Genomic DNA, 26,926 nt, shown 5'->3' on the forward strand with positions numbered 1-26,926 from the left:
GGAAGGTCGCGGGTGGGTACCGTCGCGTCACCCACCCAGATTTGAGAACTACCGGAGGAAAACGTGGCACTTCCCCAGCTGACAGAGGAACAGCGTGCTGCGGCACTGGAGAAGGCCGCTGCCGCTCGGAAGATCCGTGCGGAGCTGAAGGAGCGCCTGAAGCGAGGCGGCACCACTCTGGTCAAGGTGCTGGAAGACGCTGCCGAGAACGAGGTTCTCGGCAAGATGAAGGTCTCCGCTCTGCTCGAGGCTCTTCCCGGTGTCGGCAAGGTCCGCGCACAGCAGACCATGGAACGCCTGGAGATCGCACCCAGCCGTCGTCTCCGCGGCCTCGGCGACCGGCAGCGCAAGGCGCTGCTGGCCGAGTTCAGCGGCGAGTGAACAGCCGGGCAAACGGCAGCGGTGAGCCGGTGACGGGGGAAGTTCCCCGGCACCGGCTCACGGTCGTATCAGGGCCGTCGGGTGTCGGGAAGTCGAGCGTCGTCGGTGAACTGCGGCGGCTGCGGCCGGACATCTTCTACAGCGTCTCGGTGACCACCAGGAAGCCGAGGCCGGGTGAAGTGGACGGCGAGCACTACCACTTCATCGACAGAGCCGCCTTCGACGCGATGGTGGCGAAGGGTGAACTGCTCGAACACGCCGAGTTCACCGGCAACTGCTACGGCACCCCGCGTGCCGCGGTGGAACGGGCGTTGGCCGAGGGCCGCCCGGCCGTGCTGGAGATCGAACTCCAGGGCGCCAGGCAGGTCAGGGCCGCTATGCCCCAGGCCAGGCTGGTGATGCTGATGCCGCCGTCCTGGGAAGAACTGGTCGGCAGGCTGACCGGCCGCGGCACCGAAGCGGAGGCCGCCGTGCAGGCGCGACTGGCCGAGGCGGAGCGGGAACTGGCCGCCGCGGGCGAGTTCGACGAGCGTGTCGTGAACGCCGAGGTGAGGGCCGCCGCCGAGCAGTTGCTAGACTTGATTGTCGGTAAAGATTCTTGACACAGATTTCAGGAGCTGCGCGAGTGACCACGACGCTGGGTGCCTACGGCGAGGAACTTGAAGGCATCACCAACCCGCCGATCGACGACCTGCTCGAGAAGGTCAGCTCCAAGTACGCGCTGGCGATCTACGCCGCCAAGCGCGCCCGTCAGATCAACGACTACTACGCCCAGCTCGGCGAAGGCCTGCTGGAGTACGTCGGTCCGCTGGTCGAGCCGGGCCCGCGCGAGAAGCCGCTGTCGATCGCGCTGCGCGAGATCCACGCCGGACTGCTCGAGCACACCGAGGGTGAGTAAGCCCCGAGTCGTACTCGGTGTAGGTGGCGGTATCGCCGCCTACAAAGCGTGTGAGGTGCTGCGCGGGCTGACCGAATCCGGTCATGACGTCCGCGTGGTCCCCACCGAAGCCGCGCTGAACTTCGTCGGCGCGGCGACCTTCGAAGCGCTCTCCGGGCACCCGGTGCACACCGGCGTGTTCACCGAGGTGCCCGAAGTGCAGCACGTGCGGGTCGGCAAGGAAGCCGACCTCGTGCTCATCGTGCCCGCCACGGCCAATCTGCTGGCGAAGGCGGCACACGGCATCGCCGACGACCTGCTGACCAACACCCTGCTCACCGCGCGGTGCCCGGTCGCCTTCTTCCCGGCGATGCACACCGAGATGTGGGAACACCCCGCCACCCAGGACAACGTCGCGCTGCTGCGGAAGCGTGGCGCCGTCGTCACCGAGCCCGCCGCCGGTCGCCTGACCGGCAAGGACACGGGCAAGGGCAGGCTGGCGGATCCCCAGGAGATCATCGACCTGGCCAAGCTGCTGCTGGCCGAGCCGCACGCGCTGCCCCGCGACCTCGAAGGCGTCCGGGTGGCGATTTCGGCCGGTGGCACGCGTGAGCCGCTCGACCCGGTCCGCTATCTGGGCAACCGGTCTTCCGGCAAGCAGGGTTACGCGCTGGCCCGCGTGGCCGCCCAGCGTGGCGCCGAGGTCACCCTCGTCGCCGCGCACACGGTCGAACTGCCCGAGCCCGCCGGCGTCACCGTCGTCAAGGTTTCGACGGCCGAAGAGCTGCGCGTCGCCATGCACGAGGCCGCCAAGCCCGCCGAAATCGTCGTGATGGCCGCCGCGGTGGCCGATTTCCGGCCTGCCAGCGTCTCCGGTGCCAAGATCAAGAAGTCCGATGACCAGCCGGATCCGGTCATCACGCTGGACCGCAACGCCGACATCCTCGCCGAGCTGGTGACGGACAGGGCGCCGGGCCGGATCGTGGTCGGATTCGCCGCCGAAACCGGCGACGAGCACGGCTCCGTGCTCGACCACGCGCGGGCGAAACTCCGCCGCAAGGGCTGTGACCTGCTGGTCGTCAACGCCGTCGGCGACGGCAAGGCGTTCGAGGTCGAGGACAACGCCGGCTGGCTGCTCGCCTCGGACGGAACGGAACGACCTATCCCATTCGGGTCGAAATCGCAACTGGGTGTCGCAGTGTGGGACGCCGTTGTGGGCTTGCTCAAGCGTTGAGTGTGGCTTTAGCCGCGGTAAGTACCCTGATGGGGTTAAGAAGACGACGAAGAGGGATGTGACGAACGCCGTGACCGCGTCCAACAGCAGGTTGTTCACCTCGGAGTCGGTGACCGAGGGCCACCCCGACAAGATCTGTGACGCGATCAGCGACTCGATCCTCGACGGACTGCTCGCGAAGGACCCGCGCAGCCGCGTCGCGGTGGAAACGCTGATCACCACGGGCCAGGTCCACGTCGCCGGTGAGGTGACGACGGAGGCCTACGCCGACATCCCCACGATCGTGCGCGATGTCATCCTCAAGATCGGCTACGACTCGTCGGCCAAGGGCTTCGACGGGAACTCCTGCGGGGTCAACGTCGCGATCGGCTCGCAGTCGCCGGACATCGCGCAGGGCGTCGACACCGCGTACGAGTCGCGGGTCGAATCCGACGAAGACGAGATCAACCGCCAGGGCGCGGGCGACCAGGGCCTGATGTTCGGCTACGCCTGCTCCGACACGCCTGAGCTGATGCCGCTGCCGATCGCGCTGGCGCACCGCCTGTCGCAGCGGCTGACCCGCGTGCGCAAGGACGGCGTGCTGCCGTACCTGCGCCCGGACGGCAAGACCCAGGTGACCATCGAATACGCCGGTGACCAGCCGGTCCGCCTCGACACCGTGGTCGTTTCGACGCAGCACGCCGACGGGATCGACCTCGAGTCGATGCTCGGCGTCGACGTCCGCGAGCACGTCGTGCAGCCGGAGATCGACGGGCTGGACATCGACACCTCGAACGTGCGGCTGCTGGTGAACCCGACCGGCCGCTTCGTCATCGGCGGGCCGATGGGTGACGCCGGGCTGACCGGACGCAAGATCATCGTCGACACCTACGGCGGCATGGCCCGCCACGGTGGTGGCGCGTTCTCGGGCAAGGACCCGTCCAAGGTCGACCGCTCCGCCGCGTACGCGATGCGCTGGGTCGCGAAGAACGTCGTCGCCGCGGGGCTCGCCTCGCGCGTCGAGGTGCAGGTCGCGTACGCGATCGGCAAGGCTTCGCCGGTCGGCCTGTTCGTCGAGACCTTCGGTACCGAGACCGTCGACCCGACGAAGATCCAGCAGGCGATCTCGGAGGTGTTCGATCTCCGTCCGGCCGCGATCATCCGCGACCTCGACCTGTTGCGCCCGATCTACGCCCCGACCGCCGCGTACGGTCACTTCGGCCGCCCGGAGCTGCACCTCCCGTGGGAGAGCACCGCGCGCGCCGAGGCACTGAAGGCCGCCGCGGGCGCCTGACCTCCGCTTGCCCGAAAGCCCCGCCCGGAACCTCCGGGCGGGGCTTTTTGGGTCAGGCTGGCTCCGGGACTGTCGGGGCGTGCTGGTAAAGATCAGGGGGTGACCAGTCCGGAGACGCCGCCGCTGTGGGACCTCCCCGTACCCTCGCGCGCCCGGACGAAGCCGGTCGACAAGGCGAAGGCGGCCAAGGCCGCGGCCGCGGAACGCCGTGGCCAGCTCAAACCCGCCCCGGAGAACCCGGTGGCGCGGATCGTCGTCGACATCCCGCTGACCCATCTCGACCGGACCTTCGACTACCACATCCCCGAGAAGTTCCACGAGACCGCGGTCGTCGGCTGCCGCGTACGGGTGAGGTTCGCCGGGCAGCTCGTCGACGGCTACATCGCCGAGCGCGCCGACACGACGGCTCACGAGAAGAGACTCGCGTTCATCGAGCGGGTGACGTCGAGCGAGCCGGTGCTGACGCCCGCCTTGTACGCGCTCACCCGATCCGTCGCCGACCGGTACGGCGGCACGCTGGTCGACGTGCTGCGGCTCGCGCTCCCGCCCCGGCACGGAAAAGTCGAATCCGAGCCGCCGGGGGAGCCCGCGCCGGTTCCGCCCGCGCCGGATGTGTCCGCATGGTCGCGGTATCAGCGTGGGCCCGCGTTCCTTGAGGCCTTGGCCGAGTCGAAGCCCGCGAACGCCGTCTGGCAGGCGTTGCCGGGGGAGGACTGGCCCGCGCGGCTCGCCGAGGCCGCCGCGGTCGCGGCCGCCTCGGGCAGGGGCGCGGTGCTGGTCGTGCCGGACCATCGCGATCTCAAGCGCGTGCATGAGGCGTGTGTCGGTCTGCTGGGCGACGAAAGGGTCGTCGCGCTGATCGCCGGGCTCGGGCCGGCCGCCCGGTACCGGCGCTGGCTTTCGGTGCTGCGCGGGCAGGTCAAGGTCGTGGTCGGCACGCGGGCCGCGATGTTCGCGCCGGTCGCCGATCCGGGGTTGTTCGTCGTCTGGGACGACGGCGACGACATCCACTCCGAGCCGCACGCGCCGTATCCGCATGTCCGTGACGTGCTGATGGACCGCGCGCACACGGCCAAGGCTTCGCTGATGGTCGCCGGGTTCGCGCGGACGGCGGAGGCGCAGTTCCTGGTCGAGTCGGGCTGGGCGCAGGCCGTCGCCGGTGATCGGCCGGAGCTGCGCGCGGCCGCCCCGAGGGTGACCCCGGTCGGTGAGGATTTCGACGTCGCGCGCGACGAAGCCGCGAAGGCCGCGCGGTTGCCGTCGGTCGCTTTCGAGGCGGCTCGGCAGTCTTTGGCCGCGGGAGCGCCGGTTCTGGTCCAGGTGCCGAGGCGTGGCTATGTGCCGGGGCTCGCGTGCGGGCAATGCCGGACGCCCGCGCATTGCCGCCGCTGCGCCGGTCCGCTGTCGCTGCCGGGCGGGTCGGAGGGCGGTGTGCCGAAGCCGCCCGCGTGCAAGTGGTGTGGCGTCCCGGAGACCGGGTTCCGTTGTCCCGCTTGTGGTTCCGCGCGGCTGCGGGCGGTCGTCGTCGGCTCGAAGCGGACCGCGGAAGAGCTGGGCCGGGCGTTTCCGGGCGTGCCGGTGCGGACGTCGGGGGCGCAGGAAGTGCTGGAGTCGGTGCCGGGTAAGCCCGCGCTCGTCGTGTGCACGCCGGGTGCCGAACCGTGGGCCGAAGGCGGGTACGGCGCGGCGCTTTTGCTTGACGCGTGGGCCTTGCTGGGGCGGCAGGACCTGCGCGCCGGTGAGGAGACGTTGCGCCGCTGGATGACGGCCGCGTCGATGGTGCGGCCCGCGTCCTCGGGCGGGCGCGTGATCGTCGGCGCCGAAGCCGGGCTGACGGTCGTGCAGGCGCTGGTGCGCTGGGATCCGGCTTGGCACGCCGGCCTGGAATTGGCCGAACGCAGGGAACTCGGGTTCCCGCCCGCGATGCGGATGGCGAGCATCGAGGGCACCCCGGACGCGGTCGCGGCCGTGCTCGACGACCTGGCGTTGCCGGAATCCGGCGAAATACTGGGCCCGGTGCCGCTCGGCGAGATCGACGACGACGGCCGTTCGGAACGCGAGCGCGCGCTGGTGCGCGTCGCGCGCGTCCACGGCAAGGCGCTGGCGGCGTCGATCCACGCCGCCAGCGCCCGCCGGGACGCTCGCAAGGAACCCGAGCCGATCCGTATCCAGCTGGACCCGCTCGCCTTGATCTAGTTCAGCACGGTGCCGAGCACGTCGCGGACGGACGTGGTCGCGTCGGTCAGCTGGGGCAGGGTGTTCGTGGCCGCCGTCGAGCCGGTCGCGCCGGCGGCCGTGGTCACCAGAGCGACGACCTGGTCGGCGATCGCCTTGCGGCGGGCGACGAACGCGTCGTCGGTGATGTCGCCAGGGGCGGTCGCCGTGCCGAGCACCGGGGTGTGCAGGTGCCCGCCCGGCAGGTCGATGCCCAGGCCGACGCGGACGCGGTTGGACCGGTACATGGACTCGTTGGACAGATAGTTGCCGCCACCGCCCGAAGCCGCGATCTCACCCGGTTTGGGCGCGTCGGTGCGGCAGACGGCCGTGCCCGTGCCCGGTTTCGTGCTGTCCGGCCACACACAGAACGACTGGTTGAACTGCACCGGATAGGCGCCCGTGGTGCCGACCATCTGCTGGTACGGCAACGTCGTCTCGATGAACTGGTCGGCCGGTTGCGGCCAGCCGGGCGCCGGCGGGACCTGGCCGACGACGCTCACGTTGTTGTTGTCGGGGAAACCGCCACGCCAGGCGCCCGCCCAGCGTTCGACGTCGAACCGGCCGGGGCGGCCCTGGCTCACGGTCATGATCAGGTCGGGGCGGCGACGGGTGTCGGCGAGCGCCGTGCCGAACGCCTTTTCGACGATCCCGGTGTCGAAATAGCCCCAGACGACCGGGAACGACACGGTCTGCACGATCGCGGGCCCGTCGGCGGTCTGCAGCAGCTTGCCGTCGAGCTGCAGTGCCGAGGCGCCGGACGGGTTGCCGATCCGGATGCCGGCGCCGTCGAGGGTGAACGGGTCGAACCCGCTCATCAGCACCCGCTTGACCTTCCCGCCGATCGGGAACTTGACGTCGTCGAGCCCGCGCGCGCCCAGGTCGAACCTGGTCATGATGTCCGCGCGGGCGGCCGCGTCGAGCTTGAACGACGGCGTCCACTGGCGCAGCGCCTTGCTCATCTGCAGGCGGGCCCAGTACAGCGGCCGGTCGTCATAGCGGTCGAGGGTGCCCAGTTCGGGGCGGCGGCCCTGCGCGCGGTCCACCGCGGTACGCCACAGGTCGTTTCCGGCGGTTTCGGCGAGGTGCCGCGCGTTCCAGCGCGAATGAGTGGCACAAAGACGACGGCCGAAGTCCGCGACGAGCCGGTCGAAACCCGCCTGGCGGACGAGTTCGGGTCCGACGGCCGGTCCACCGGCCGGAAGTGACGCGGTCAGGCGGAGTTCTTCGACGGTCAGCCCGGCCGCCGGGTCTGAGCAGGACTTGGCCTGCGCGACCCCGGGCACCGCGAGCAGCGGCACCGCGATGAGCAGGGGAACCAGTGCTTTCAAAGCTCTGCGTGGCGTGATCACGGCGAGAGTTTGGCGGAAAAGCCGGCAGCCTTGTTAGGGCCACTCGTCTGCTTAGCCGCTTGAAGGGGCTCGTCTACAGGGGCAGACTGCCCCGCATGCCTGCGAACAGCTTCCGGCTAGTGGGTTCTGCCGCCGCCGTGCTCGTCCTGTCCGCCGCCTTCGCCATGCCCGCGTCGGCCGCGCCGCCAACCCCGCCCAAGTCGCCGGAGGCCATCGGCTACTTCGGCGCCGTGTCCAGCATCGACGCCGACGCCAGCGCGATCGGCACCCGGGTGCTGCGCGAAGGCGGCAACGCCGTCGACGCCGCGGTGGCCACGGCCGCCGCGCTGGGTGTCACCGACCCGTTCTCCGCCGGAATCGGCGGCGGCGGGTTCCTCGTGTTCTACGACGCGCGCGCCGGCAAGGTGCACACCCTCGACGGCCGCGAGACCGCGCCGTCGACGGCCGACGCGAACCTCTTCGTCGAAAACGGGACGCCGATCCCGTTCGCCGACGCCGTGACCAGCGGTTTGTCCGTCGGAGTTCCGGGAACGCCGGGTACCTGGCAGGACGCGCTGCGCAAGTGGGGCACCCGCTCGCTGTCGAAGATGCTGCGCCCGGCCACCGACCTCGCGCGCCGCGGCTTCACCGTCGACAAGACCTTCCACGACCAGGTCGCCAACAACGCGGCCCGGTTCGCCGCTTTCCCGTCGACGAAGTCGCTGTACCTGCCCGGCGGGCAGCCGCCGGTCGAGGGCACGACCTTCCGCAACCCCGACCTCGCCGACACCTACGCGACCGTCGGCGCCCGTGGCACCGACGCGCTGTACCGGGGCCAGATCGGCGCGGACATCGTCAAGACGATCCAGCAGCCGCCGGTCGACCCGGCGTCGACGCTCAAGGTCCGTCCCGGCAAGGTCACCGCCGCCGATTTGGCCAACTACCGGACGATCGAGCGCGAGCCGACGCACACGCGCTACCGCGGTCTCGACGTCTATGGCATGCCCGCGCCGTCGTCCGGCGGTCTCACGGTCGCCGAATCGCTGAACATCCTGGAGAACTTCGACCTCAAGAACGCCTCCAAGACCGACTACTACCACTACTTCCTCGAGTCGACGCGGCTCGCGTTCGCCGACCGCAACCGGTGGATCGGCGACCCGGCGTTCAACGACGTCCCGTCGAAGGAACTGCTGAGCCAGTCGTTCGCCGACACCAGGGCCTGCCTGATCAATCCGGCGAAGGCGAACACCAGCCCGGTCGCGCCCGCGGACCCGCGCAACCCGACCCCCTGCAAAGCGGGCACGACCGGCGCGCCGACGCCGTACGAGGGTGAGAACACCACGCACCTGACCGTGGCCGACCGGTGGGGCAACGTCGTCGCCTACACGCTGACCATCGAGCAGGAGGGCGGCAGCGGCATCGTGGTGCCCGGCCGTGGCTTCCTGCTCAACAACGAGCTCACCGACTTCTCGTTCACCCCGGTGACGCCCGGCGTGCCCGACCCGAACCTGCCTGGCCCCGGCAAGCGGCCGCGCTCGTCGATGGCACCGACCATCGTGCTCGACCACGGCAAGCCGTTCTTCGCGACCGGTTCGCCCGGCGGCGCGTCGATCATCACGACCGCGCTGGAGGTGCTGCTCGGCCGGATCGACCGCGGCCTGTCGCTGAAGGACGCCATCGCCGCGCCACGCGCGTCGCAGCGGAACTCGGCGGCCGCCCAGGTCGAGCAGGCGTTCCTGGACCAGACGGTCGAGGTCGCGGCGCTCGTCGCCCGCGGCCAGGGCTTCTCGGCCGCGCCTGCCGAGATCGGCGCCGCCACCGGCGTCGAATACCTCGGCCACGGCAAATGGCTGGCCGCCGCCGAACCGGTGCGCCGGGGCGCGGGCGCGGCCAGGGTGGTCCTCCCCGCCCGCTGAGGCAAAGGTCGTGAGTGTTGCCGACGGTTAGAACCGTCGGCAACACTCACGAGGTGGCCTAGCGGACCGCGACGTCGGGGCGGCCCTAGACTGGCCTGGATGTTCACCGATTCAGTGGTAGTCGCGGCGGGGGTGCGTGGGTAGTGCGCCTTGTGTTCGCCGGGACGCCCGAACCCGCCGTCCCTTCCCTGCGCGCGCTCATCGAGTCGCCGCGCCATGAGGTCGTCGCCGTCGTCACCCGGCCGGACGCCCGGTCCGGCCGTGGCCGTTCGGTGAGCCGTTCGCCGATCGGCACGCTGGCCGACGAGCACGGCATCGAGGTCCTCACCCCGGAAAAAGCCGGTGACCCCGCCTTCCTCGCCCGCCTGGCCGAGATCGCCCCGGACGCCTGCCCGGTCGTCGCGTACGGCGCGCTCCTACCGCAGCGCGCCTTGGACATTCCCGCGCACGGCTGGGTCAATCTGCACTTCTCGCTGCTGCCCGCTTGGCGTGGCGCGGCCCCGGTTCAGGCGGCCGTGCGCGCGGGTGACGAGATCGTCGGCGCCGCGACCTTCCAGATCGTGAAGGCGCTCGACGCCGGGCCGGTGTTCGGCGTGGTGACCGAACAGGTCATGCCGACGGACACGTCCGGCGACCTGCTGGAGCGGCTTTCGGTGTCCGGCGCGGCGCTGCTCAAGTCCACAATGGACGGTATCGAGGACGGCACGCTGCGCGCGGTGCCGCAGCCGGACGAGGGCGTCAGCTACGCGCCCAAACTGAGCGTCGAGGACGCGCACATCTCGTTCAAGCTGCCGTGGGCGGCGGTCGACCGGCACATCCGCTCGGTCACCCCCGACCCCGGCGCGTGGGCGGAGTTCCGCGGCGAGCGGCTGAAGATCGGCCCGGTCAGCTACGCGGACGAACTCGGCATCGGGCCGGGTGAGCTGCGGGTCGAGCGCAAGCGGGTGCTGGTCGGTACCGCGACCAAACCGCTGCAGCTCGGCGAAGTACAGGCTCAGGGCAAAAAACGCATGGCGGCCACGGACTGGGCGCGTGGATCACGGATCGAGCAAGGAGAGCGCCTCCAGTGAGTTATCAGGACCGCAGGCCGGGACGGCCGAGCAGGGGCAAACCGGCCCCGCGCAAGGACGGCCCGCGCCGCCCGCCAGCCGAGGACCCGGCCCGCCGCGCCGCGCTGGACGTGCTCTACGCCGTCCGCGAGCGTGACGCGTACGCCAACCTCGTGCTGCCCGAGCTGCTGCGCGAACGCCGGATCACCGGCCGCGACGCCGCGCTGGCCACCGAACTCGCCTATGGCGCGTCGCGTGCGCAGGGCCTGCTCGACGACGTGATCGCCGCCTGCCTCGACCGCCCGCTGTCCAAAGTGGACGGCAAGGTGCTCGACGGGCTCCGGCTCGGCGCCTACCAGCTGCTGCGCACCCGCATCCCGACGCACGCGGCCGTCGGGTCCACTGTGGACCTGGTGCGCGAGGACGTCGGTTCGCACATCGCCGGTTTCGTCAACGCGGTGCTGCGCACGGTGTCCGAAAAGGACGAAGCGGCCTGGGTCGAGCAGCTCGCGCCCGACCCGGAGAAGGACCCGATCGCCAGCTACGCGTTCCACACCGCGCACCCGCGCTGGATCGCGCGGTCGTTCGCGGAAGCGCTGGGGGACAAGGGACCCGAGCTGAAGGCGGCGCTCGAAGCCGACGACGCCCGTCCCGAGGTCCACCTGGTCGCCAGGCCGGGCGAGATCAGCGCCGACGAGCTCGCCGCCATCACCGGCGGCGAGGTCGCGCCGTACTCGCCCTACGGCGTCCACCTGCCGACCGGCAGCGGCGACCTCGCCGAGTCGGAGCCGATCCGCGAGAAGCTCGCCGCCGTGCAGGACGAGGGCAGCCAGCTCTGCGCGATCGCCGCGGCCAACGCGCCGCTCGAAGGGGCCGACGAGCGCTGGCTCGACCTCTGCGCCGGCCCCGGCGGCAAGGCGGCGCTGATGGGCGCGCTCGCCGCGTTGCAGGGCGCCCGCGTCGACGCCGTCGAGGTCGCACCGCACCGCGCGCGGCTCATCGAGCACGCGGTCAAGGGCCTGCCGGTGACGGTGCACGTCGCCGACGGCCGCGAGTCCGGCCTGGAGCCCGGCTACGACCGGGTACTGGTCGACGCGCCGTGCAGCGGCCTCGGCGCGCTGCGCAGGCGTCCCGAAGCGCGGTGGCGCCGTCAGCCGTCCGACGTCTCGGAACTGACCAAACTGCAGGCCGAGCTGATCACCGCGGCCATCGGACTGCTCCGCTCCGGCGGCGTGCTGACCTACGTCGTCTGCTCACCGCACCTCGCCGAGACCGAAGGCGTCGTCGGCGAGACCGCGCGGCGCAACAAGCTGGAGATCCTCGACGCGCGCGAGCTGTTCCCCGGCGTCCCGCAGCTCGGCGACGGCCCGTACGTCCAGCTGTGGCCGCACCGCCACGGCACGGACGCGATGTTCTGCGCGGTACTGCGCAAGCCGTGAGCCGCGTACTCGGCCTGATCGGCAGCTCGTGCGGCGGACTGGACACCCGGTTCGCCGCCGAGCTGGCGAAACCCGCCGCCGCGCTCGGCTGGCGGCTCGCGATCACGCTCACCCCGACCGCTTATCGGTGGCTCGAGGTCACGGGCGGCCTCGCGGAGCTCGAGGCTTTGACGGATCTGCCGGTGCGGAGCGTGTCCCGGCTGCCTGGGGAGGCCCGGCCGCATCCGGATCCCGAGGTGTTCCTTTTCGCGCCCGCGACGGCCAATTCGGTCGCGAAACTCGCGTTGGGCATCGCGGACAACCAGGCGTTGACCGTCGTCGGCGATGTGCTCGGCTCGCCGCGGGTGTCCATCGTGGTCGCCTACTCGATCCAGGACACCCGTGAGCTGCACCCCGCCTGGCAGTCTCATGTGGACACCTTGGTCCGTGCCGGCGTCCGTGTGCACCGCCTCGGCGAAGCCTGGACGGACGCGGTCACCCTGTTGCCCGCGTTGTAGCGGCTGCCCAATCGGACGAAAAGTCCCGTGCGTCCGGAGTGTCCACCTTAGACTGGCCGCACTGTGACATCGATCTATGTTCCGTCACAGGTGTGGGCAAGGGGAGGACAAAGTCATGAAAACGAGCAAGGTGCTCGTCGCCGTCATCGGGCTCGCGCTGTTCTGCGCGGGCTGTAGCGATAAGTCCAGTGTCAAGCCGGGGTCCACCAGGGAATCGTCCGCGCCGAGCGAAAGCGCCGCCCCGCCGGCTTCCCGCTATCAGAGTTTCGACCAGGTGCCCGGCCCGGTGCTGACCTTCGACCCGGTAACCGACGACACCGGGCTCAAGCTGAAGGTGAAGGCGATGAAAGCCGAGTGGCTGCCGGAGTTCAACGCCGTGCCGGCGCCCGCCGGGCACCATTTCCTGGTGGTGTACGTCGCGGCGACTCCGGAGGCCAAGGATCGCGGCTTCGCCGGCCTCAGGTTGCGTGAACTGAACGTCCGCTATGTCGATCCCTCGTTGCCCGGAGGAAGCAGCAAGAGCTGCCCGTTCGAGGTCGGCGCCCCGGTCGCGGAAAACAAGTACTGCTACCGGCCGAGTAAGCAGCTCGACACCGAGTCGGTCCCGCTCACGAGCGACTGGGAACACAAGGCGCGGTGGATCGAGCGGCGGGCGGGCATGCCGTTCGCCGCGGGCGAGGCCTATGCGAGCGTCGGTATGTACGCGGTCCCGGACAGCGTCACCGGACTGGACACTTTCGAGCTGTGCGGAACGGGTGGGAAGCCAGCCCTTGTCGGCGCGGAGCCACCCGGCCCCTGCGTCAAGCTCGAGGTGCCGCCGCGGACCTGAAGTCCTCATAAAGCCCGAAAGGTGCTTTCGCCAGATTAAGATTTGACGCGAAAGCGCCTATCGGACTGACGAGATCAGCGGAGGCGAAGGGCCCGTTTCAGGATGCCGAACACGTCGGTCTGATTGGACCGACGCTGTTCGCCGCCCGCGGGCCGTCACCCGCGACGCGGACCTGGGTGCGCCCACGGCCGGCCATGTGCGGCGGCCGGCGAACAGCGAGGCCATCGAATCTGCGCTGAGGAAGCCCGCGGGTGGTCAACTCATGGCCCTGAGAAGATCTCCGGGCGTTCGTTCTGTGTCCAACCGCACTTCAGCCGGTTAGCGAGCGTTAGCGGCTGGCTCCTACACTGCGTAGTCGTGGCACATCGACCGCTGATCGCTCCGAGCATCCTGTCCGCCGACTTCGCCAGGCTCGGCGAAGAGATCCACGCCGCCGAAGGCGCCGACTGGGTGCACGTCGACGTGATGGACGCGCATTTCGTCCCGAACCTGACGCTCGGCCTGCCGGTCGTCGAGTCGCTGCGGAAGGTCACCGAGACCCCGCTCGACTGCCACCTGATGATCGACGATCCCGACCGCTGGGCGATCGGGTACGCCGAGGCGGGCGCGTACAACGTCACCGTGCACGTCGAGGCCGCGAAGAACCCGGTCAAGATCGCCAAGGACCTGCGTGCGGCCGGCGCCAAGGCCGGGCTGTCGGTCAAGCCGGGCACCAGGCTCGAGGACCACCTCGACACGCTCAAGCACTACGACACGCTGCTGGTCATGTCCGTCGAACCCGGCTTCGGCGGCCAGTCGTTCATCGCCGAGGTGCTGGACAAGGTCCGCACGGCACGGCGGCTGGTCGACACCGGTCACCTGAAGCTGATCGTGGAGATCGACGGCGGCATCAACGCGGACACGATCGAACAGGCCGCCGAAGCGGGCGTGGACTGTTTCGTCGCGGGCTCGGCCGTCTACGGCGCCGCCGATCCCGCCAAGGCGATCGCCGCCTTGCGCGAGCAGGCCGCCCGAGCCGCGGGTCGGTGAACCCCGAGCCGATGCGGCGGGCGATCGCGCTGAGCGAGACCGCCCGCGGCACCACGAGCCCCAATCCGCCGGTCGGCGCGGTCATCCTCGACGCGCGCGGCGACTTCGCCGGCGAAGGCGTCACCCAGCCGCCCGGCGGTCCGCACGCCGAGGTCATGGCGCTGCGGCAAGCAGGGGAGAAGGCGCGTGGCGCCACTGCGTACGTCACGCTCGAACCATGCGTTCATCACGGCCGGACCCCGCCTTGTGCACAGGCGCTGCTCGACGCGGGCGTGACCACCGTGTACTACGCGGTGCCGGATCCGAACCCCGTGGCGGCTGGCGGGGCGAAGACGCTCGAAGCCGCCGGGGTCGACACGCACGAGGGCCTGCTGCGCGAGGACGTGGAGCGCGGGCCGTTGCGCGCGTGGCTGCATTACGCGCGCACCGGGCGTCCGCACGTGACGTGGAAGTACGCGGCGACACTCGACGGCAGGGTGGCCGCGGCGGATGGCACCAGCCGCTGGATCTCGTCGCCGCAGTCGCGGGCCGAGGTGCACGCGATCCGGGCGACGCTGGACGCGATCGTGGTCGGCAGGGGCACCGTGCTCGCCGACGATCCCGCGCTCACCGCCCGTGCCGCCGACGGTTCACTCCTGTCACACCAGCCACTTCGGGTGGTCGTGGGCACTGGGGAAATTCCGGCGGGCGCGCGGGTGTTGGATGGCAGTGCGGAGACCGTGCACGTGCGGTCGCACGACCCGGACGAGGTGCTCGCGCTGCTGGCCGGGCGTGGTGCCGTGGACGTGCTGCTCGAAGGCGGTCCCCGCCTGGCGGGCGCGTTCGCGGGCGCCAAGCGGATAGACCGGATTCTGGCTTATCTCGCGCCGGCGCTGCTGGGTTCCGGCCCGGTCGCGCTGGGTGACGCGGGCGTGGCGACGATCACCGGGATGCACCGGTGGGCCGTCGAGGGGGTCACCATGAGTGGAAGCGATGTGCGGGTGTCGGCGACACCCGTGCGCTAAGGAGGCTTGAGTGTTCACCGGCATAGTCGAGGAGCTCGGCGAGATCACCGCGGTCGAGCAGCTGCCGAACGCGGCGCGGATCACCGTGCGCGGGCCGCTGGTCACCAGCGACGCGGGCCACGGCGACTCGATCGCGGTGAACGGCGTCTGCCTGACCGTGGTCGAGGTCTCCGGTGGTGAGTTCACCGTCGACGTCGTGCACGAGACGCTGCTGCGGTCGAGCATCGCGAAGATCGCCGTCGGTGACCGGGTCAACCTGGAGCGCGCGATGGCGGCGGGCGGACGGCTCGGCGGGCACATCATGCAGGGCCACGTGGACGGGACCGGCGTCTTCCTCTCGCGTGACGAGCAGGGACTGACCAAGTTCGCGCTGCCGGGCCAGCTGGCCAGGTACGTGGTCGAAAAGGGCTCCATCGCCGTCGACGGCGTTTCGCTGACGGTCGCCGCGATCGGCGGCGGCGAGTTCGCGATCGCGCTGATCCCGACGACGCTCGAACTGACCACCTTGGGCCGCAAACAGCCCGGTGACCTGGTGAACCTCGAGGTCGACGTGGTCGCGAAGTATGTCGAAAAGCTGACGTTGCCCTATTTGGGGGACAATGGCGGTCTGGCTGGAACTGAGGAGCGGGCGTGAGCGAGAAAACTGCTGAATGGACGCCGTGCGGCGCCGGGGCGAAGTTCGACGCCGACGCCATCGACGCGGCCATCGCCGACATCGCGGCCGGGCGGCCCGTTGTCGTCGTCGATGACGAGGACCGCGAGAACGAGGGCGACCTGATCTTCGCCGCCGAGAAGGCCACACCCGAGCTGCTGGCGTTCATGGTGCGCTACACCTCGGGCTACGTGTGCGTCTCGCTGACGGAGAGCGAGGCCGACCGCCTCGACCTGCCGCCGATGTACCACACGAACCAGGACCAGCGCGGCACCGCGTACAGCGTGACGGTCGACGCGTCCGAGGGCATCACCACGGGCATCTCGGCCGCGGACCGCGCGCACACGATCCGGCTGCTGGCCGACCCGGAGGCGGGCCCGAAGGACTTCCGCCGTCCTGGCCACGTCGTCCCGTTGCGTGCCAAGGAGGGTGGCGTGCTGCGCCGTCCCGGGCACACCGAGGCGGCCGTCGACCTGTCCAGGCTCGCCGGTCTGCACCCGGCGGGCGTGCTCTGCGAGATCGTCTCGCAGAAGGACGAAGGCGAGATGGCGCGCCGCGACGAGCTCGAGGTGTTCGCCGCCGAGCACGACCTCAAGGTGATCTCCATCGCCGACCTCATCGCCTACCGCAGGCGCACCGAGAAGCAGGTCGAGCGGGTCGCCGAGGCCCGGATCCCGTTGGCGGCCGGCACTTTCCGCGCCGTCGGCTACGACAGCCTGCTCGACGGGATCGAGCACATCGCGTTCGTCTTCGGCGAGATCGGCAACGGCGAGGACATCCTCGTCCGCGTCCACTCCGAGTGCCTGACCGGCGACGTCTTCGGTTCGCTGCGCTGTGACTGCGGCCCGCAGCTCGACGCGGCACTGCAGGCCGTCGCCGACGAAGGCCGCGGCGTCGTGCTCTACATCCGCGGCCACGAGGGCCGTGGCATCGGCCTGCTGCACAAGCTGCAGGCGTACCAGCTGCAGGACGCGGGCGCGGACACCGTCGACGCGAACCTGGCGCTCGGCGTGCCTGCCGACGCGCGTGACTACGGCACCGGCGCGCAGATCCTCTGCGACCTCGGCGTCCGGTCGATGCGGCTGCTGACCAACAACCCGACCAAGCGCGTCGGCCTCGAGGGCTACGGGCTGCGGGTGTCGGGCCGCGTCTCGCTGCCGATCTCGCCGAACCCGGAGAACCTGCGGTACCTGCGCACCAAGCGGGACCGGATGGGCCACGACCTCGCGCAGCTGGAACACTTCGACCAGGTCGGCGCGACCGAATTCGACGAGACGCGCAGTGGCGGAGGAAACCTGTGAGTGGTGAAGGACGTCCCGAGGTCGGGCTCGACCTCAGCGACTGCCGCAACTTGAAGCTCGCCATCGTGTGCACGCGCTGGCACGCGAAGATCACCGACGCGTTGCTGGACAACGCGCTGGCCGCGGCCCGCGAGGCGAAGCTCGAAGAGGAGCCGACCGTGGTCCGCTGCGCCGGCGCCGTCGAGCTGCCGGTGGTCGCGCAGGCGCTCGCCCGCGACCACGACGCGGTCGTCGCGCTCGGCGTGGTCATCCGTGGTGGCACGCCGCACTTCGAGTACGTGTGCGACGCGGTGACCGCCGGGCTGACCAGGGTCGCGCTCGACGAGAGCACCCCCGTCGGCAACGGTGTGCTCACCTGCGACACCGAGGAGCAGGCGCTGGACCGGTCCGGGCTGCCGGGTTCCAAGGAGAACAAGGGCCACGAGGCGACCGTGGCCGCGCTGGACACGGCGCACGTGCTGCGCGGCCTGCGTCAGCCGTGGACCGAAAAGGGTTTCGTGTGAGTGTGATGGCCGTCGACGAGAACGCCACCGAGGTAGTGTTCCGGCCGCGCAAGGCGCTGGTGCTCTGCAGCGTGCTCGCGGTGCTGCTGCTGGCGGCGTTCACCACGGTCGGCGTGCTGCTGCGCAGCTCGAAGACCGGCGCGATCTTCCAGGCGTCCGACCAGGCCGCGATGATCGGCATCGGGATACTGCTGGCGGCGGGCACGATGCTGTTCGCGATGCCGCGTGTGCGTGCCGACGCCGAGGGCATCGAGGTCCGCAATGTGTTGCTGACCAAGCGTTTCCACTGGCACGAGGTGCTTTCGGTCAGTTTCCCCGATGGCGCTTCGTGGGCCAGGCTGGAACTGCCCGATGACGAGTACTACTCGGTCATGGCGGTGCAGTCCGTGGACCGGTTGCGCGCGGTCGAGGCCGTGCGTGCGCTGCGGAAGCTGCACAGGGCGGCGTGGGAAGGCCACACCGGCAGGATGTAGCGGTCGTACTTTGGACCGATCTGCGCCGGTCCGGCTTCTCGTACCATCAGCGCGTGAACGACCTGCTCCGCTCGACCTGGCACGAGCCGCGTCCGCCCGATCCGCCCATATGGCCGCGGCGTGACCGGGTACTCGTGGCCGTGCTCGTGGCGGCCACCGTGCTCGAAGGCCTGCTCCGGCCAGGCCTGCCGTGGCGGGTGCTTTCCGTGGTCGTCGTCGCCGGGCTGGTGCCGACTTTGCTGTGGCGGCGGACCAGGCCGCTGCTGATGGTCGTGATCGCGTTCGGCACCGGGGCGGTCATGCTGGTGGTGACCGATGGCGCCGCGCCAGTGTCCTACGCGATGGTGTATTTTCTGATCCTGCCGTACTCGCTGGTCAGATGGGGTTCGGGCCGTGAGGCCGTGCTCGGTGCGGCGGTCGTGTTCGGCAAGGTCGCCCTGCTGGCCCTCCTCGGCCAGGCCAGCGTCGGCGACACCTTCGGCGGAGTGGTCGTGCTGTTCGCGACCTTCGCGCTCGGCGCCGCGTTCCGGTATCGGGCGGGCGCACGGCGGCGGGAATTCGACCAGGTCAAGCTGCTCGAGCGAGAACGGCTGGCGCGGGATCTGCACGACACGGTCGCCCATCACGTCTCGGCGATGGCGATCCGCGCGCAGGCGGGCCTCGCGACCATGGAGTCGCGGCCGGAAGCCGCGGCCGAGGCGCTGCGCCTGATCGAGGCCGAGGCGGCGGCCGCGCTCGACGAGATGCGCGCCATGGTCCACGTGCTGCGCCGCGACCAGCCCGCGCAGCTGACGCCGGGCCAGGGCATCGCGGATCTTTCGAAGCTCGCGAGCGTGAGCAAGCCGACGGTCGAGGTGGTCATCTCGGGTGAGGTCGGCGACGTGTCACCGTCGATCGGAAGCGCGATCTACCGTCTGGCACAGGAATCGGTCACCAACGCGCGCAAGCACGCCCGGCACGCCACGCGGATCGAAGTCCAGGTCGCCGCCGATGACGCGTCGGTCCATTTGCGCGTCAGTGACGACGGCGACGGCGGCCCGGTCCGGACGGCGCCAGGTTTCGGGCTGCTCGGCATGATCGAACGCGCGGACCTGCTCGGCGGTTCTTGTGAAGCGGGCCCGGATCCCGGGCGCGGCTGGACCGTGCGCGCGAGGCTGCCGCGTGCCGGTGCGTCGGCATGAGCGTCCGGGTGATCGTCGCCGACGATCAGGAGATCGTGCGCACCGGGCTGACGATGATGCTCGACGCCCAGCCGGGGATCGAGGTCGTCGGCGAGGCCGAGGACGGGCGCCAGGCCGTCGAACTGGCCGGACGCTTGCGGCCCGACGTGTGCTTGTTCGACATCCGGATGCCGGTACTGGACGGCATCGAAGCGACCCGCCTGCTGGCCGGCCCTGAGGTCGCCGACCCGCTCGCCGTCGTCATCATCACGACCTTCGACCTCGACGAGTACGTCTACGCGGCACTCAGAGCGGGTGCTCGCGGTTTCCTTCTCAAGAACGCTGGAACGCAACTGCTTTCGCAAGCCGTCCATGCCGCGGCCGCCGGCGATGCGCTGATCGCGCCGAGCGTCACCGCACGGCTGTTAAACGCTTTCGCGAGCACTGGGCGGGCTAAGCCGAGACAGCCGATCGAGCCGCTCACCGACCGGGAGGAGCAGGTGCTCCGCACGGTCGCCCGCGGGCGGACCAACGCGGAGATCGCCGCCGAGCTCTACATCACGCTCAGCACCGTCAAGACGCACGTCGCGAGCCTGATGGCGAAGATCGGCGTGCGCAACCGCGTCGAGATCGTCATGTGGGCCTACGAGACCGGCCGCGCGGGGTCGTGAGTGGTATGGCCGGTTAGAACCGGCCGTACCCCTCACGAGTCCTTCAGCCGAAAGTACGAGGCGCCTACCATGCTTCCGGCCTGCTCGGCCGGGGCCCTTTCGCCCGATGAGTCAAGGTCGCCGCGTCGCCAGGATTGAGCCCAAGACGCACGACGGACGAAGGGCTCACCCGGTGGCAACGAAAACCGCGGCATCGCGAAAGAGATCGGATTGGCGCATCCTCACGGGCTTGCTGTTGCTCAGTGCCGTTCCGATCGTGGCAGGCTCCATGCGCCTGGCGGAACTGTCAGGCGGCGCACGGATCACGCCGGAGAACGCCCGCTTCTTCGCGGTGCCGGTGCCCGTGATCGTGCACATCGTGGCGGCCAGTTTTTATTGCGTGCTGGGGGCTTTCCAGTTCGCGCCAGGGTTGCGCCGCCGCAGGCTGGGCCTGCATCGCGTTTCCGGGCGCGCGCTGGTTCCGTTGGGGCTGGCGGCGGCTTTCTCCGGGCTGTGGATGACCGTCTTCTATCCGTCGCCGCCGGGGGACGGCGAACTGCTCTTCGTGTTCCGGCTCGTCTTCGGTTCGGCCATGGTCGCCGCGATCGTCCTCGGGACCGCCGCGGTGCTGCGGCGTGACATCCGGCGCCACCGTGCCTGGATGATCCGCGGTTACGCGATCGGCATGGGCGCGGGCACGCAGGTGTTCACCCACCTGCCGTGGGCCGCGGCCTTCGGAGCGCCGGGCGAGTTCACCCACGCGCTTCTCATGGCCGCGGGCTGGGTGATCAACCTCGCCGTGGCCGAGTGGGTCATCGGCCGTCAGATCGCCAGGCCGTCGGCCCTATCGGGCTTCTCCCACGGGTGATCGTGCCTGGCCGCGGTCGAAGAACACGTCGGTCCACGGCTCGCAGAGCGCGCGATACCGTTCGGCTTCGGACTCGCCGCGGAGCCGTCCGAGCAACGCGACGATCAGCGCGTCGAGGTGCCTGCCCGCCGGGTCGACAGCGCTGATGGCGACCAGTTTCTCGTCGCCGCGCAGACGTACCGCGCCCAGCAGGTCCCGGTTGGTGAGCACGCCGGTCCGCAGTTCAGCCATCAGGCGGAAGTACGTTCCGTCCGGGCTGCCCAGCCGGTCCAGTTCGTCGCAGTAGCGGTAAAGCGTTTGCCAGTCCCGCAGCGCGGCGAGGCCCTGGCAGGCGGTGCTCAGCGCGAGCCGGTACAGCTTCTCTGTGCTGAGCAGTTCGCCTGTCCGCGCGCTGTCGCTGGGCAGGTCTCGCAGCGTCTCGCAGAGCGCGACGATCTGGTCGCGATCGAGCACCGGCAGGCCGTCGCGAAGCGTGTAGTACCACCAGCGTGGGTTGTCCGGGTCCTGTGCACGAGCGGTCTCCAGCAAACGCAGGTTGCGTTGCAGCTTTTCCTTGTCTCGCGCGACCGCTGGATGGTAGCCGTCGTGCTGGAATTCGACACCCAGCCGGCCGAGTTCGACGCGGACGTCGCCGTCGCACTCGACGACGGGGTATTCGTGGACCGGGCCCCGATAACGGATCGAGCTGTCGGCGCGGAAGACGCGAGGAACTCCTTCTTCGGCGACGGCGCGGTCGACGTCATAGATCGTCGGAGTGAGCACGAGGCGGGCGAGGTTCGGTGCGCCGGACCATTCGGACAACCGTGCGCCCAATTCCCCGGCTGCTCGCTCGCTGAGCCATTCGTCCGCGTCGAGAAAGACGATCCATCCGGTCGAGACCTGGTCGACGGCGAAATTGCGGGCGGCGCTGAAGGAATCGGACCACGGGAAATGGACAAGCCGGACATCCTGGTGGTTCGCCGCGATATCTGCGGTTTTATCCGTGGATCCGGTGTCCACGACCAGTATCTCGTAGTCATGACCGGTGATGCTGGCCAGGCAGCGCGCGATGCAGCGCTGTTCGTCCTTGGCCAGTACGACGATCGAAATCTTGTCACGCATGGTGCTTCCCGATCCGCCGTGCGGATGCCCGCCGGGAAGGCGGGCACCCGCGTCCGGTCAGTGTCCGCAGGCCTCCGGCTGGTTGACGTAGTACCAGTTGTTGCAGGTCCAGGAATAGTGGTTGAACACGTGGCAGCGGATGGTGCCGTTGTTGGCGGTGTAGGAACGCAGGTAGTCGAACCGCTGGATGTCCCCGCCGATCCACGAGCAGTGCTTGACCTGGTTCTCCGCCCGGTAGTCGGGTGACATGCAGTCGTCCTGCGCGGTGACCGGGCTCGCCGGGCTGGCGCTCGCCGCACCCGCCGAAAGCGCGAAGAACGAGCCCGCGGCGAAAAGTGTGGCGCCCAGTGCGCCTACCTTTTCCCGAATTCGGCGACTGCCTCCGACAGTACCAATGTTCGCGGTGGTCTTTCCTTCAGAAGTGGTGAGATCTGCCTCGAGTCCTTCAAGAAAGGCGGCGCGTTGTGAGTCCATGGCGAATTCCTCCCAGATGGCTTGGAATTGATTTCGACTGGCTCAAATTAAGGTCGAAAAAGAAGGATTGGCAAGGTGTTTCAAGGCAGGGTGAAACCGGTCAGGATTCCCCGCTTGGAAATTTCTGCCGGTTTATGTGCATTGTCGGGATCGGGCACGACTGAAACCGCCTCACTCGGGTCAGAGGCGGACCGGCAAGGACGTCAAGCCGCGGAGCGTCGCGTCCGGCCGGTACACGGGTGCGGGCGCTTCGTCGTCCAGCCGGATGCCGGGGAACCTGCGCAGCAGCGACGTCAGCGCGATCCGTACCTCGGTCCTGGCCAGCTGCGCGCCGAAACAGACGTGAATGCCGCCGCCGAAGCTCAGCACGCCGCCCAGCGGCCTTCGCAGGTACAGCACGTCGGGGTTGGTGAAGCGCCGCGGATCGCGGTTGGCCGCGCCGAGCACCGGGTAGACGAGTGAACCCTTCTTGATCTGCTGCCCGCCGATCTCGACGTCGGCCGCGGTCAGCTGAGGAGTCGAGAGCGGCACCGGCCCTTCGAAGCGCAGCAATTCCTCGGTGGCGGTCTCGATCAAGGACGGGTCTTCGCGCAGCAGCGCGAGCTGGTGCGGGTTCCGCAGCAGGGTGTGCACGGCGTTGCTGATGTAGTGGACCGTGGTCTCGGTGCCCGCGATCAGCAGGATCAGGATTTGCAGGGTGAGTTCATCGTTGGTCAGTCCTCCCGTGACGTCGGTGACCGACAGCAGGTTGGACAGCAGGTCCGGGCGTGGCTCCTTGCGCCGCCGCGCGATCAGCTCGTCGAGGTATTCGCTGAACGCAGCTGTCGCGGCCGCCGCTTTGCGCGCGATGCCGACCGGGTCCGCGCTCGGCAGCGAATTGCCGATGATCGGCGTGATGTCGACAACCCACTCGTGCAGGGTTTCCCTCGCCGAGGCGGGCACCCCGACCAGTTCCATGATCACGGCGGTCGGGATGGGGTAGCAGAAGTCGGTGAGCAGATCGGCGCGCGGCGTCAGCCGGTCCAGCCGAGCGTCGACCAGCGACTGGATTCGCGGCCTGAGCGCCTCGATGGTCGGCTGCGTGAAGGCCTTGCCGACCAAGGCGCGCAGCCGGGTGTGGTCCGGTGGGTTGGCAAACGGCAAAGAGGTGGCTAGCTTCCTTTCGAATGTCGCCAGCTGGGAGCGAACGTCGTCGGGCAGCTGTCCCAGTAGGACGCTGCCGACCGGGGGCCGGATCAGCCGAGGATCGCGCAGGATCGCCTGGACGTCGGCGTGCCGGGTGCACACCCAGCCGCCCAGTGACGCTTCGAAATGCACCGGTGAGTTTTCGCGCAGCTCGCGGTAGAAGGGGTAGGGGTCTTGGACGAAGGCGGGATCCGTCGGATCGAAGCGAATGGGCATAAGGGATGGTGACCAGCGGACCGGGCGGTGGTCAGTCGGTAGATCCCGCACTGTTACGACGTACTTGCCCGGTGTGTGACGGCCCGGTGCGCCCGGGCCGTCGCTATTGCGCGAATGCCTGCCGTCAGCTCGCGTACCGGCGCCGCAAGGAAGTGGCCGGTGCGGGCAACATCGTGCCCTATCCGGACACATTCATCGGACGACAGGACGAAATCGCGGCCATCGGCCGGTTGCTCGGTGGCTCCCGGCTGGTCACCGTCACCGGGCCCGCCGGGAGCGGGAAGACGCGGCTCGCCACGGAAGTCGCCTGCCGCCGGCGCGGGCACGCCGACGGAGTGTGGCTGATCGACCTCGCCGCGGTCTCGCGCGGTGCGCTGGTCGTACTGGCGATCGCGAGCACGCTCGGCATCCGGGCGGAGAACCCGGCGGCACTCGCGGAGGCCTTGACCGGGCGAAAAGTCCTGCTGGTACTGGACAACTGCGAGCACCTGCTCCCGGAGTGCGCCGCGGTCGCCGAGGAACTGCTCGCGCGCTGCGGCGGGCTGGCGATGCTGGCGACCAGCCGGGAAGCTTTGCGAGCGCGGGGTGAACGCGTCTTCCCGCTCGGAGAACTCACCTTGCCCGTCGGGGCCGTCACGCGGCATCAAGCGGCTCGATCGGACGCCGTCCGGCTGTTCGTCGATCGGGCGTCCGCTGTGGACCCCGGGTTCCGCCTGACCGACGCCAACACGGGCGCGGTCGTCGCGCTGTGCGAGCGGCTGGACGGCATGCCGCTGGCGATCGAGCTGGCCGCGAGGCGGGTCCGTGTGCTCGGGCTGACCGATCTGCTGTCGTGCCTGGCGGACCGGCTGGACGTGCTGAGCGTCGGCGGCCGGACCTCGGCCTCGCGGCACCGCAGCTTGAACGCCGCGATCGGCTGGGACTATGACTCACTGACCGCGGGCGAACAGGCCTTGTGGCGGCGTCTTTCCGTACTGGCAGGCCCGTTTCCGCTCGAGCTGGCCAAGGTGGTGAGCGGGCTCGACGACGTGGTGGATCCGTTGGCGGGCCTGGAGGCCAAGTCGTTGCTGACGCCGGTGGACGTGGACGGGTCGGTGTGGTTTCGCCAGCTGGAGTCGATTCGCGTTTTCGGGCGAGAACGGCTTGCCGCGGCTGAACTCGCGTCGGCGGGCGACCGGCTCGCCGAGTGGATGCTCGCTCGCTTCGGGGCCCACCTGATCGAGTTCTCCGTTCCGCCATCGGTACTGCGGGAGCTCGGCACGCACTGGCACAACCTGGTCGTCACGGTCGAATGGACCGCCAGTACCGGTGACCCTCGGCACGCGCCGCTGGCCTGTGTGCTGGCCGCGCACTGGCTGGATCGCGGGATCAACGCGGCGGACACCCAGGAAATGCTGGTCACCGCCTTGCGTGGAGTGCCGGCGGCCCGGCCTGACTACGCCGGCCTGCTGTTGAGCGCGTTGTCCACGGTCACGACCGTCCGCGGTGAACTCGACGAGGCGCGGAGTTACGCGGATCGGGCGGTCGAGCTGGAGCGCACCCTGAATCGGCCTGCGAGGCTGGCGAGGGCGCTCGACGAGCAGGGCCATACGCGGTCCTGCGCCGGTGACCACAGTGGAGCGAAGCCGTGTTACCTGGAAAGCCTGGAACTGCTCCGCGCGCTAGGCGATCCGGTGGCGCTGCTCGGTTCGCTGAACAACCTCGCGTGGGCCGCGTTGAGCTGGGGCGAGCGGGCGCTGGCAGCTGAACTGCTCAGTGAGGCTCTTCCCTTGGCCGGTCGGCTGGGCTCGCCCAGCACGGTCACCGCTGTCGTCCACACCGCCGGAGTGCTCGCGCTGTTCGAGGGCGACGCTGAGACCGCCGGAGCGCGGTTCGCGGACTCGCTGGCCGTCGACAGCGAAAATCCGCAGCATGTGGCCTATACGGTCGACGGACTCGGCATCGTCGCGGTGGAGCGCGGCGACGACAGGCGTGGATTGCGTCTTATCGCCTGTGCGGCGGCCATCAGGGAGCGGGCACGCACGCCGAGCGAGCCGTTCTGGCAGGAGCGGGTGGACGCGGCCGTCGCCACCGCGTCCACCAGGCTGCGCCCCCGAGACGTCGCGGCGGCGCACACCGCAGGCCGGAAGGTGACCTTGGAGCGCGCCGCGGAGGTCGCGCTGCACGGGATCGCTCAGCCGCCATCCGGTGGACGGCGGCTGAGCGCTCAGGAGCACACGATCGCCACACTGGTCGCCGAAGGTTTCACCAACGACCGGATCGCTCGCAGGCTGCGGGTTTCCGAGCGGACCGTGACCACCCACCTGGAGCGGATCCGGGAAAAACTCGATGTCCGGTCTCGCGCGGAAGTGGCTGCCTGGGTCGCTCGAGAGGGTCAAACGGTCAGATCGACGACTACGGGCGCGTGATCGGAAGCGCCCTTGCCCTTGCGCTCGTTGCGGTCCACGTAGGAATCGGTGACCGCGCCCGCGAACTTCCCGTTGCCGTAGACCAGATCGATGCGCATGCCGTTGTTGTTCGGGAACGCGAGCGCCCGGTAGTCCCAGTAGGTGAACGGCCGGTCGTACTTCAGCGGGCGGGGCACCACGTCGGTGAGTCCCGCGTCGCGCAGCATCGCGAGCGCCTTGCGTTCGAGGTCGGTCACATGGGTCGACTCGGCGAACTTGGCGATGTCCCAGACGTCTTCGTCGGTCGGCGCGATGTTGAAGTCGCCGAGCACGGCGAACGCCTCGTCGTGTGACTCCGCGACGACCGTGCCGCGCAGCGCTTCGAGCCAGCGCAGCTTGTAGGCGTAGTGGTCGTGGCCGACATCGCGGCCGTTCGGCACGTAGACCGACCAGACGCGGACTCCGCCGCAGGTCGCCCCGATGGCGCGTGATTCGACGGCGTCCTCGTAGGTGGGCTCATCGGTCAGGCCGCGCTGGACGTTCTCGACGCCGACCTTGGACAGGATCGCGACGCCGTTCCAGCGGCCGAGGCCGTACGCGGCGACCTCGTAGCCGAGTGCCGAGACCTCGGCGAGCGGGAAGGCTTCGGTCGTGCATTTGAGCTCCTGCAGGCAAAGCACGTCCGGCGCCGCCGATTCGAGCCAGGCGAGCAGCCGGGGAAGCCTGGCCCCGACGGAGTTCACGTTCCAGGTCGCGATACGCATGGGAGCGAGCCTCCCACACGGGGTCGTGAGTGTTGCCGACGGCTAGAACCCTCGGCCTAACTAATAATGTGGTTGGGGGGTTGGTTTGTATCCAGGGGTTGGCGGTGTTTGGGGTGTGG

26 protein-coding genes are annotated in these 26,926 nt (G+C 69.7%); 21 read left to right on the forward strand and 5 right to left on the reverse strand.

The genetic code is table 11. The features are described from left to right. Positions 1-63 precede the first annotated feature (63 nt). From mihF to ACFV15_RS02790, 6 genes are all read left to right on the forward strand, one after another. Complete coding sequence (gene mihF / locus ACFV15_RS02765; RefSeq protein WP_091292463.1) at positions 64-381, forward strand: integration host factor, actinobacterial type; 318 nt, start codon at positions 64-66, stop codon at positions 379-381. Continuing rightward, entirely contained in the window at positions 378-983 is a 606-nt protein-coding gene (gene gmk / locus ACFV15_RS02770) for a guanylate kinase (protein WP_378348395.1), read from the forward strand. Before mihF ends, gmk begins: the two co-directional genes overlap by 4 nt. 23 nt (positions 984-1,006) lie before the next feature. After that, the gene (gene rpoZ / locus ACFV15_RS02775; protein ID WP_370942625.1) at positions 1,007-1,279 is read left to right on the forward strand and encodes a DNA-directed RNA polymerase subunit omega; all 273 of its coding nucleotides are present in this window, start codon (positions 1,007-1,009) and stop codon (positions 1,277-1,279) included. Beyond that, positions 1,272-2,492, forward strand: a complete 1,221-nt coding sequence (coaBC, locus tag ACFV15_RS02780; RefSeq protein WP_378348396.1) for a bifunctional phosphopantothenoylcysteine decarboxylase/phosphopantothenate--cysteine ligase CoaBC — start codon at positions 1,272-1,274, stop codon at positions 2,490-2,492. The genes rpoZ and coaBC overlap by 8 nt, the downstream gene beginning before the upstream one ends. 70 nt (positions 2,493-2,562) lie before the next feature. Further along, positions 2,563-3,765, forward strand: a complete 1,203-nt coding sequence (gene metK, locus ACFV15_RS02785; RefSeq protein ID WP_378348450.1) for a methionine adenosyltransferase — start codon at positions 2,563-2,565, stop codon at positions 3,763-3,765. Between the two features lie 99 nt (positions 3,766-3,864). Beyond that, positions 3,865-5,961 (forward strand): primosomal protein N', encoded by a 2,097-nt coding sequence (locus tag ACFV15_RS02790; RefSeq protein WP_378348397.1) that lies wholly within the window; start codon positions 3,865-3,867, stop codon positions 5,959-5,961. Here the strand turns inward: ACFV15_RS02790 and ACFV15_RS02795 are convergent. Then, complete coding sequence (locus tag ACFV15_RS02795) at positions 5,958-7,331, reverse strand: hypothetical protein (RefSeq protein ID WP_378348398.1); 1,374 nt, start codon at positions 7,329-7,331, stop codon at positions 5,958-5,960. The two genes, ACFV15_RS02790 and ACFV15_RS02795, sit on opposite strands and share 4 nt — an antisense overlap. A 95-nt stretch (positions 7,332-7,426) precedes the next feature. Here ACFV15_RS02795 and ggt point away from each other — a divergent pair, with 95 nt between their 5' ends. The 14 genes from ggt (at position 7,427) to ACFV15_RS02865 (ending at position 20,680) form a co-directional block, all read left to right on the forward strand. Then, positions 7,427-9,226, forward strand: a complete 1,800-nt coding sequence (gene ggt / locus ACFV15_RS02800) for a gamma-glutamyltransferase (protein WP_378348399.1) — start codon at positions 7,427-7,429, stop codon at positions 9,224-9,226. Between the two features lie 143 nt (positions 9,227-9,369). Further along, the gene (fmt, locus tag ACFV15_RS02805; RefSeq protein WP_378348400.1) at positions 9,370-10,296 is read left to right on the forward strand and encodes a methionyl-tRNA formyltransferase; all 927 of its coding nucleotides are present in this window, start codon (positions 9,370-9,372) and stop codon (positions 10,294-10,296) included. After that, positions 10,293-11,714, forward strand: coding sequence for an RsmB/NOP family class I SAM-dependent RNA methyltransferase (locus ACFV15_RS02810; protein WP_378348401.1), 1,422 nt, complete (start codon positions 10,293-10,295; stop codon positions 11,712-11,714). Before fmt ends, ACFV15_RS02810 begins: the two co-directional genes overlap by 4 nt. Next, the gene (locus tag ACFV15_RS02815; protein ID WP_378348402.1) at positions 11,711-12,211 is read left to right on the forward strand and encodes a flavoprotein; all 501 of its coding nucleotides are present in this window, start codon (positions 11,711-11,713) and stop codon (positions 12,209-12,211) included. Before ACFV15_RS02810 ends, ACFV15_RS02815 begins: the two co-directional genes overlap by 4 nt. Positions 12,212-12,326: 115 nt before the next feature. Further along, on the forward strand, positions 12,327-13,040 hold the full coding sequence (locus ACFV15_RS02820) for a hypothetical protein (protein WP_378348403.1): 714 nt from the start codon (positions 12,327-12,329) through the stop codon (positions 13,038-13,040). 357 nt (positions 13,041-13,397) lie between these two features. After that, positions 13,398-14,069, forward strand: coding sequence for a ribulose-phosphate 3-epimerase (rpe, locus tag ACFV15_RS02825; protein ID WP_378348404.1), 672 nt, complete (start codon positions 13,398-13,400; stop codon positions 14,067-14,069). Positions 14,070-14,080: 11 nt separating this feature from the next. Beyond that, positions 14,081-15,073 carry a bifunctional diaminohydroxyphosphoribosylaminopyrimidine deaminase/5-amino-6-(5-phosphoribosylamino)uracil reductase RibD gene (ribD, locus tag ACFV15_RS02830; protein ID WP_378348405.1) on the forward strand — a complete coding sequence of 331 codons (993 nt, stop codon included), beginning with the start codon at positions 14,081-14,083 and terminating at the stop codon, positions 15,071-15,073. Positions 15,074-15,083: 10 nt separating this feature from the next. Then, positions 15,084-15,707: a riboflavin synthase gene (locus tag ACFV15_RS02835; protein ID WP_378348406.1), complete on the forward strand. Its 624-nt coding sequence runs from the start codon at positions 15,084-15,086 to the stop codon at positions 15,705-15,707. 59 nt (positions 15,708-15,766) lie between these two features. Continuing rightward, positions 15,767-17,026, forward strand: a complete 1,260-nt coding sequence (locus ACFV15_RS02840) for a bifunctional 3,4-dihydroxy-2-butanone-4-phosphate synthase/GTP cyclohydrolase II (RefSeq protein WP_378348451.1) — start codon at positions 15,767-15,769, stop codon at positions 17,024-17,026. After that, positions 17,023-17,529 carry a 6,7-dimethyl-8-ribityllumazine synthase gene (ribH, locus tag ACFV15_RS02845; RefSeq protein WP_378348407.1) on the forward strand — a complete coding sequence of 169 codons (507 nt, stop codon included), beginning with the start codon at positions 17,023-17,025 and terminating at the stop codon, positions 17,527-17,529. Before ACFV15_RS02840 ends, ribH begins: the two co-directional genes overlap by 4 nt. 5 nt (positions 17,530-17,534) lie before the next feature. After that, positions 17,535-18,002, forward strand: a complete 468-nt coding sequence (locus tag ACFV15_RS02850; RefSeq protein WP_378348452.1) for a PH domain-containing protein — start codon at positions 17,535-17,537, stop codon at positions 18,000-18,002. A gap of 53 nt (positions 18,003-18,055) precedes the next feature. Further along, on the forward strand, positions 18,056-19,183 hold the full coding sequence (locus tag ACFV15_RS02855) for a sensor histidine kinase (protein ID WP_378348408.1): 1,128 nt from the start codon (positions 18,056-18,058) through the stop codon (positions 19,181-19,183). Continuing rightward, positions 19,180-19,833, forward strand: a complete 654-nt coding sequence (locus ACFV15_RS02860) for a response regulator transcription factor (protein WP_378348409.1) — start codon at positions 19,180-19,182, stop codon at positions 19,831-19,833. The genes ACFV15_RS02855 and ACFV15_RS02860 overlap by 4 nt, the downstream gene beginning before the upstream one ends. A gap of 229 nt (positions 19,834-20,062) precedes the next feature. Then, on the forward strand, positions 20,063-20,680 hold the full coding sequence (locus tag ACFV15_RS02865; RefSeq protein WP_378348410.1) for a DUF2306 domain-containing protein: 618 nt from the start codon (positions 20,063-20,065) through the stop codon (positions 20,678-20,680). Here the strand turns inward: ACFV15_RS02865 and ACFV15_RS02870 are convergent. From ACFV15_RS02870 to ACFV15_RS02880, 3 genes are all read right to left on the reverse strand, one after another. Further along, entirely contained in the window at positions 20,657-21,781 is a 1,125-nt protein-coding gene (locus ACFV15_RS02870) for a glycosyltransferase family 2 protein (protein ID WP_378348411.1), read from the reverse strand. The genes ACFV15_RS02865 and ACFV15_RS02870 overlap by 24 nt on opposite strands. 57 nt (positions 21,782-21,838) lie before the next feature. Beyond that, entirely contained in the window at positions 21,839-22,255 is a 417-nt protein-coding gene (locus ACFV15_RS02875) for a hypothetical protein (protein ID WP_378348412.1), read from the reverse strand. Between the two features lie 180 nt (positions 22,256-22,435). Further along, entirely contained in the window at positions 22,436-23,656 is a 1,221-nt protein-coding gene (locus tag ACFV15_RS02880) for a cytochrome P450 (protein ID WP_378348413.1), read from the reverse strand. A 71-nt stretch (positions 23,657-23,727) separates the two neighbouring features. Here ACFV15_RS02880 and ACFV15_RS02885 point away from each other — a divergent pair, with 71 nt between their 5' ends. Continuing rightward, a complete protein-coding gene (locus tag ACFV15_RS02885) occupies positions 23,728-26,064 on the forward strand; it encodes an ATP-binding protein (protein ID WP_378348414.1) in 2,337 nt (778 codons plus the stop codon). On the opposite strand, the gene ACFV15_RS02890 is transcribed toward ACFV15_RS02885, so the two are convergent. Then, positions 26,031-26,807: an exodeoxyribonuclease III gene (locus ACFV15_RS02890; RefSeq protein ID WP_378348415.1), complete on the reverse strand. Its 777-nt coding sequence runs from the start codon at positions 26,805-26,807 to the stop codon at positions 26,031-26,033. The two genes, ACFV15_RS02885 and ACFV15_RS02890, sit on opposite strands and share 34 nt — an antisense overlap. Between the last annotated feature and the right edge of the window lie 119 nt (positions 26,808-26,926).

It is taken from the genome of Amycolatopsis sp. NPDC059657, assembly GCF_042734395.1.
Taxonomy (GTDB): domain Bacteria; phylum Actinomycetota; class Actinomycetes; order Mycobacteriales; family Pseudonocardiaceae; genus Amycolatopsis.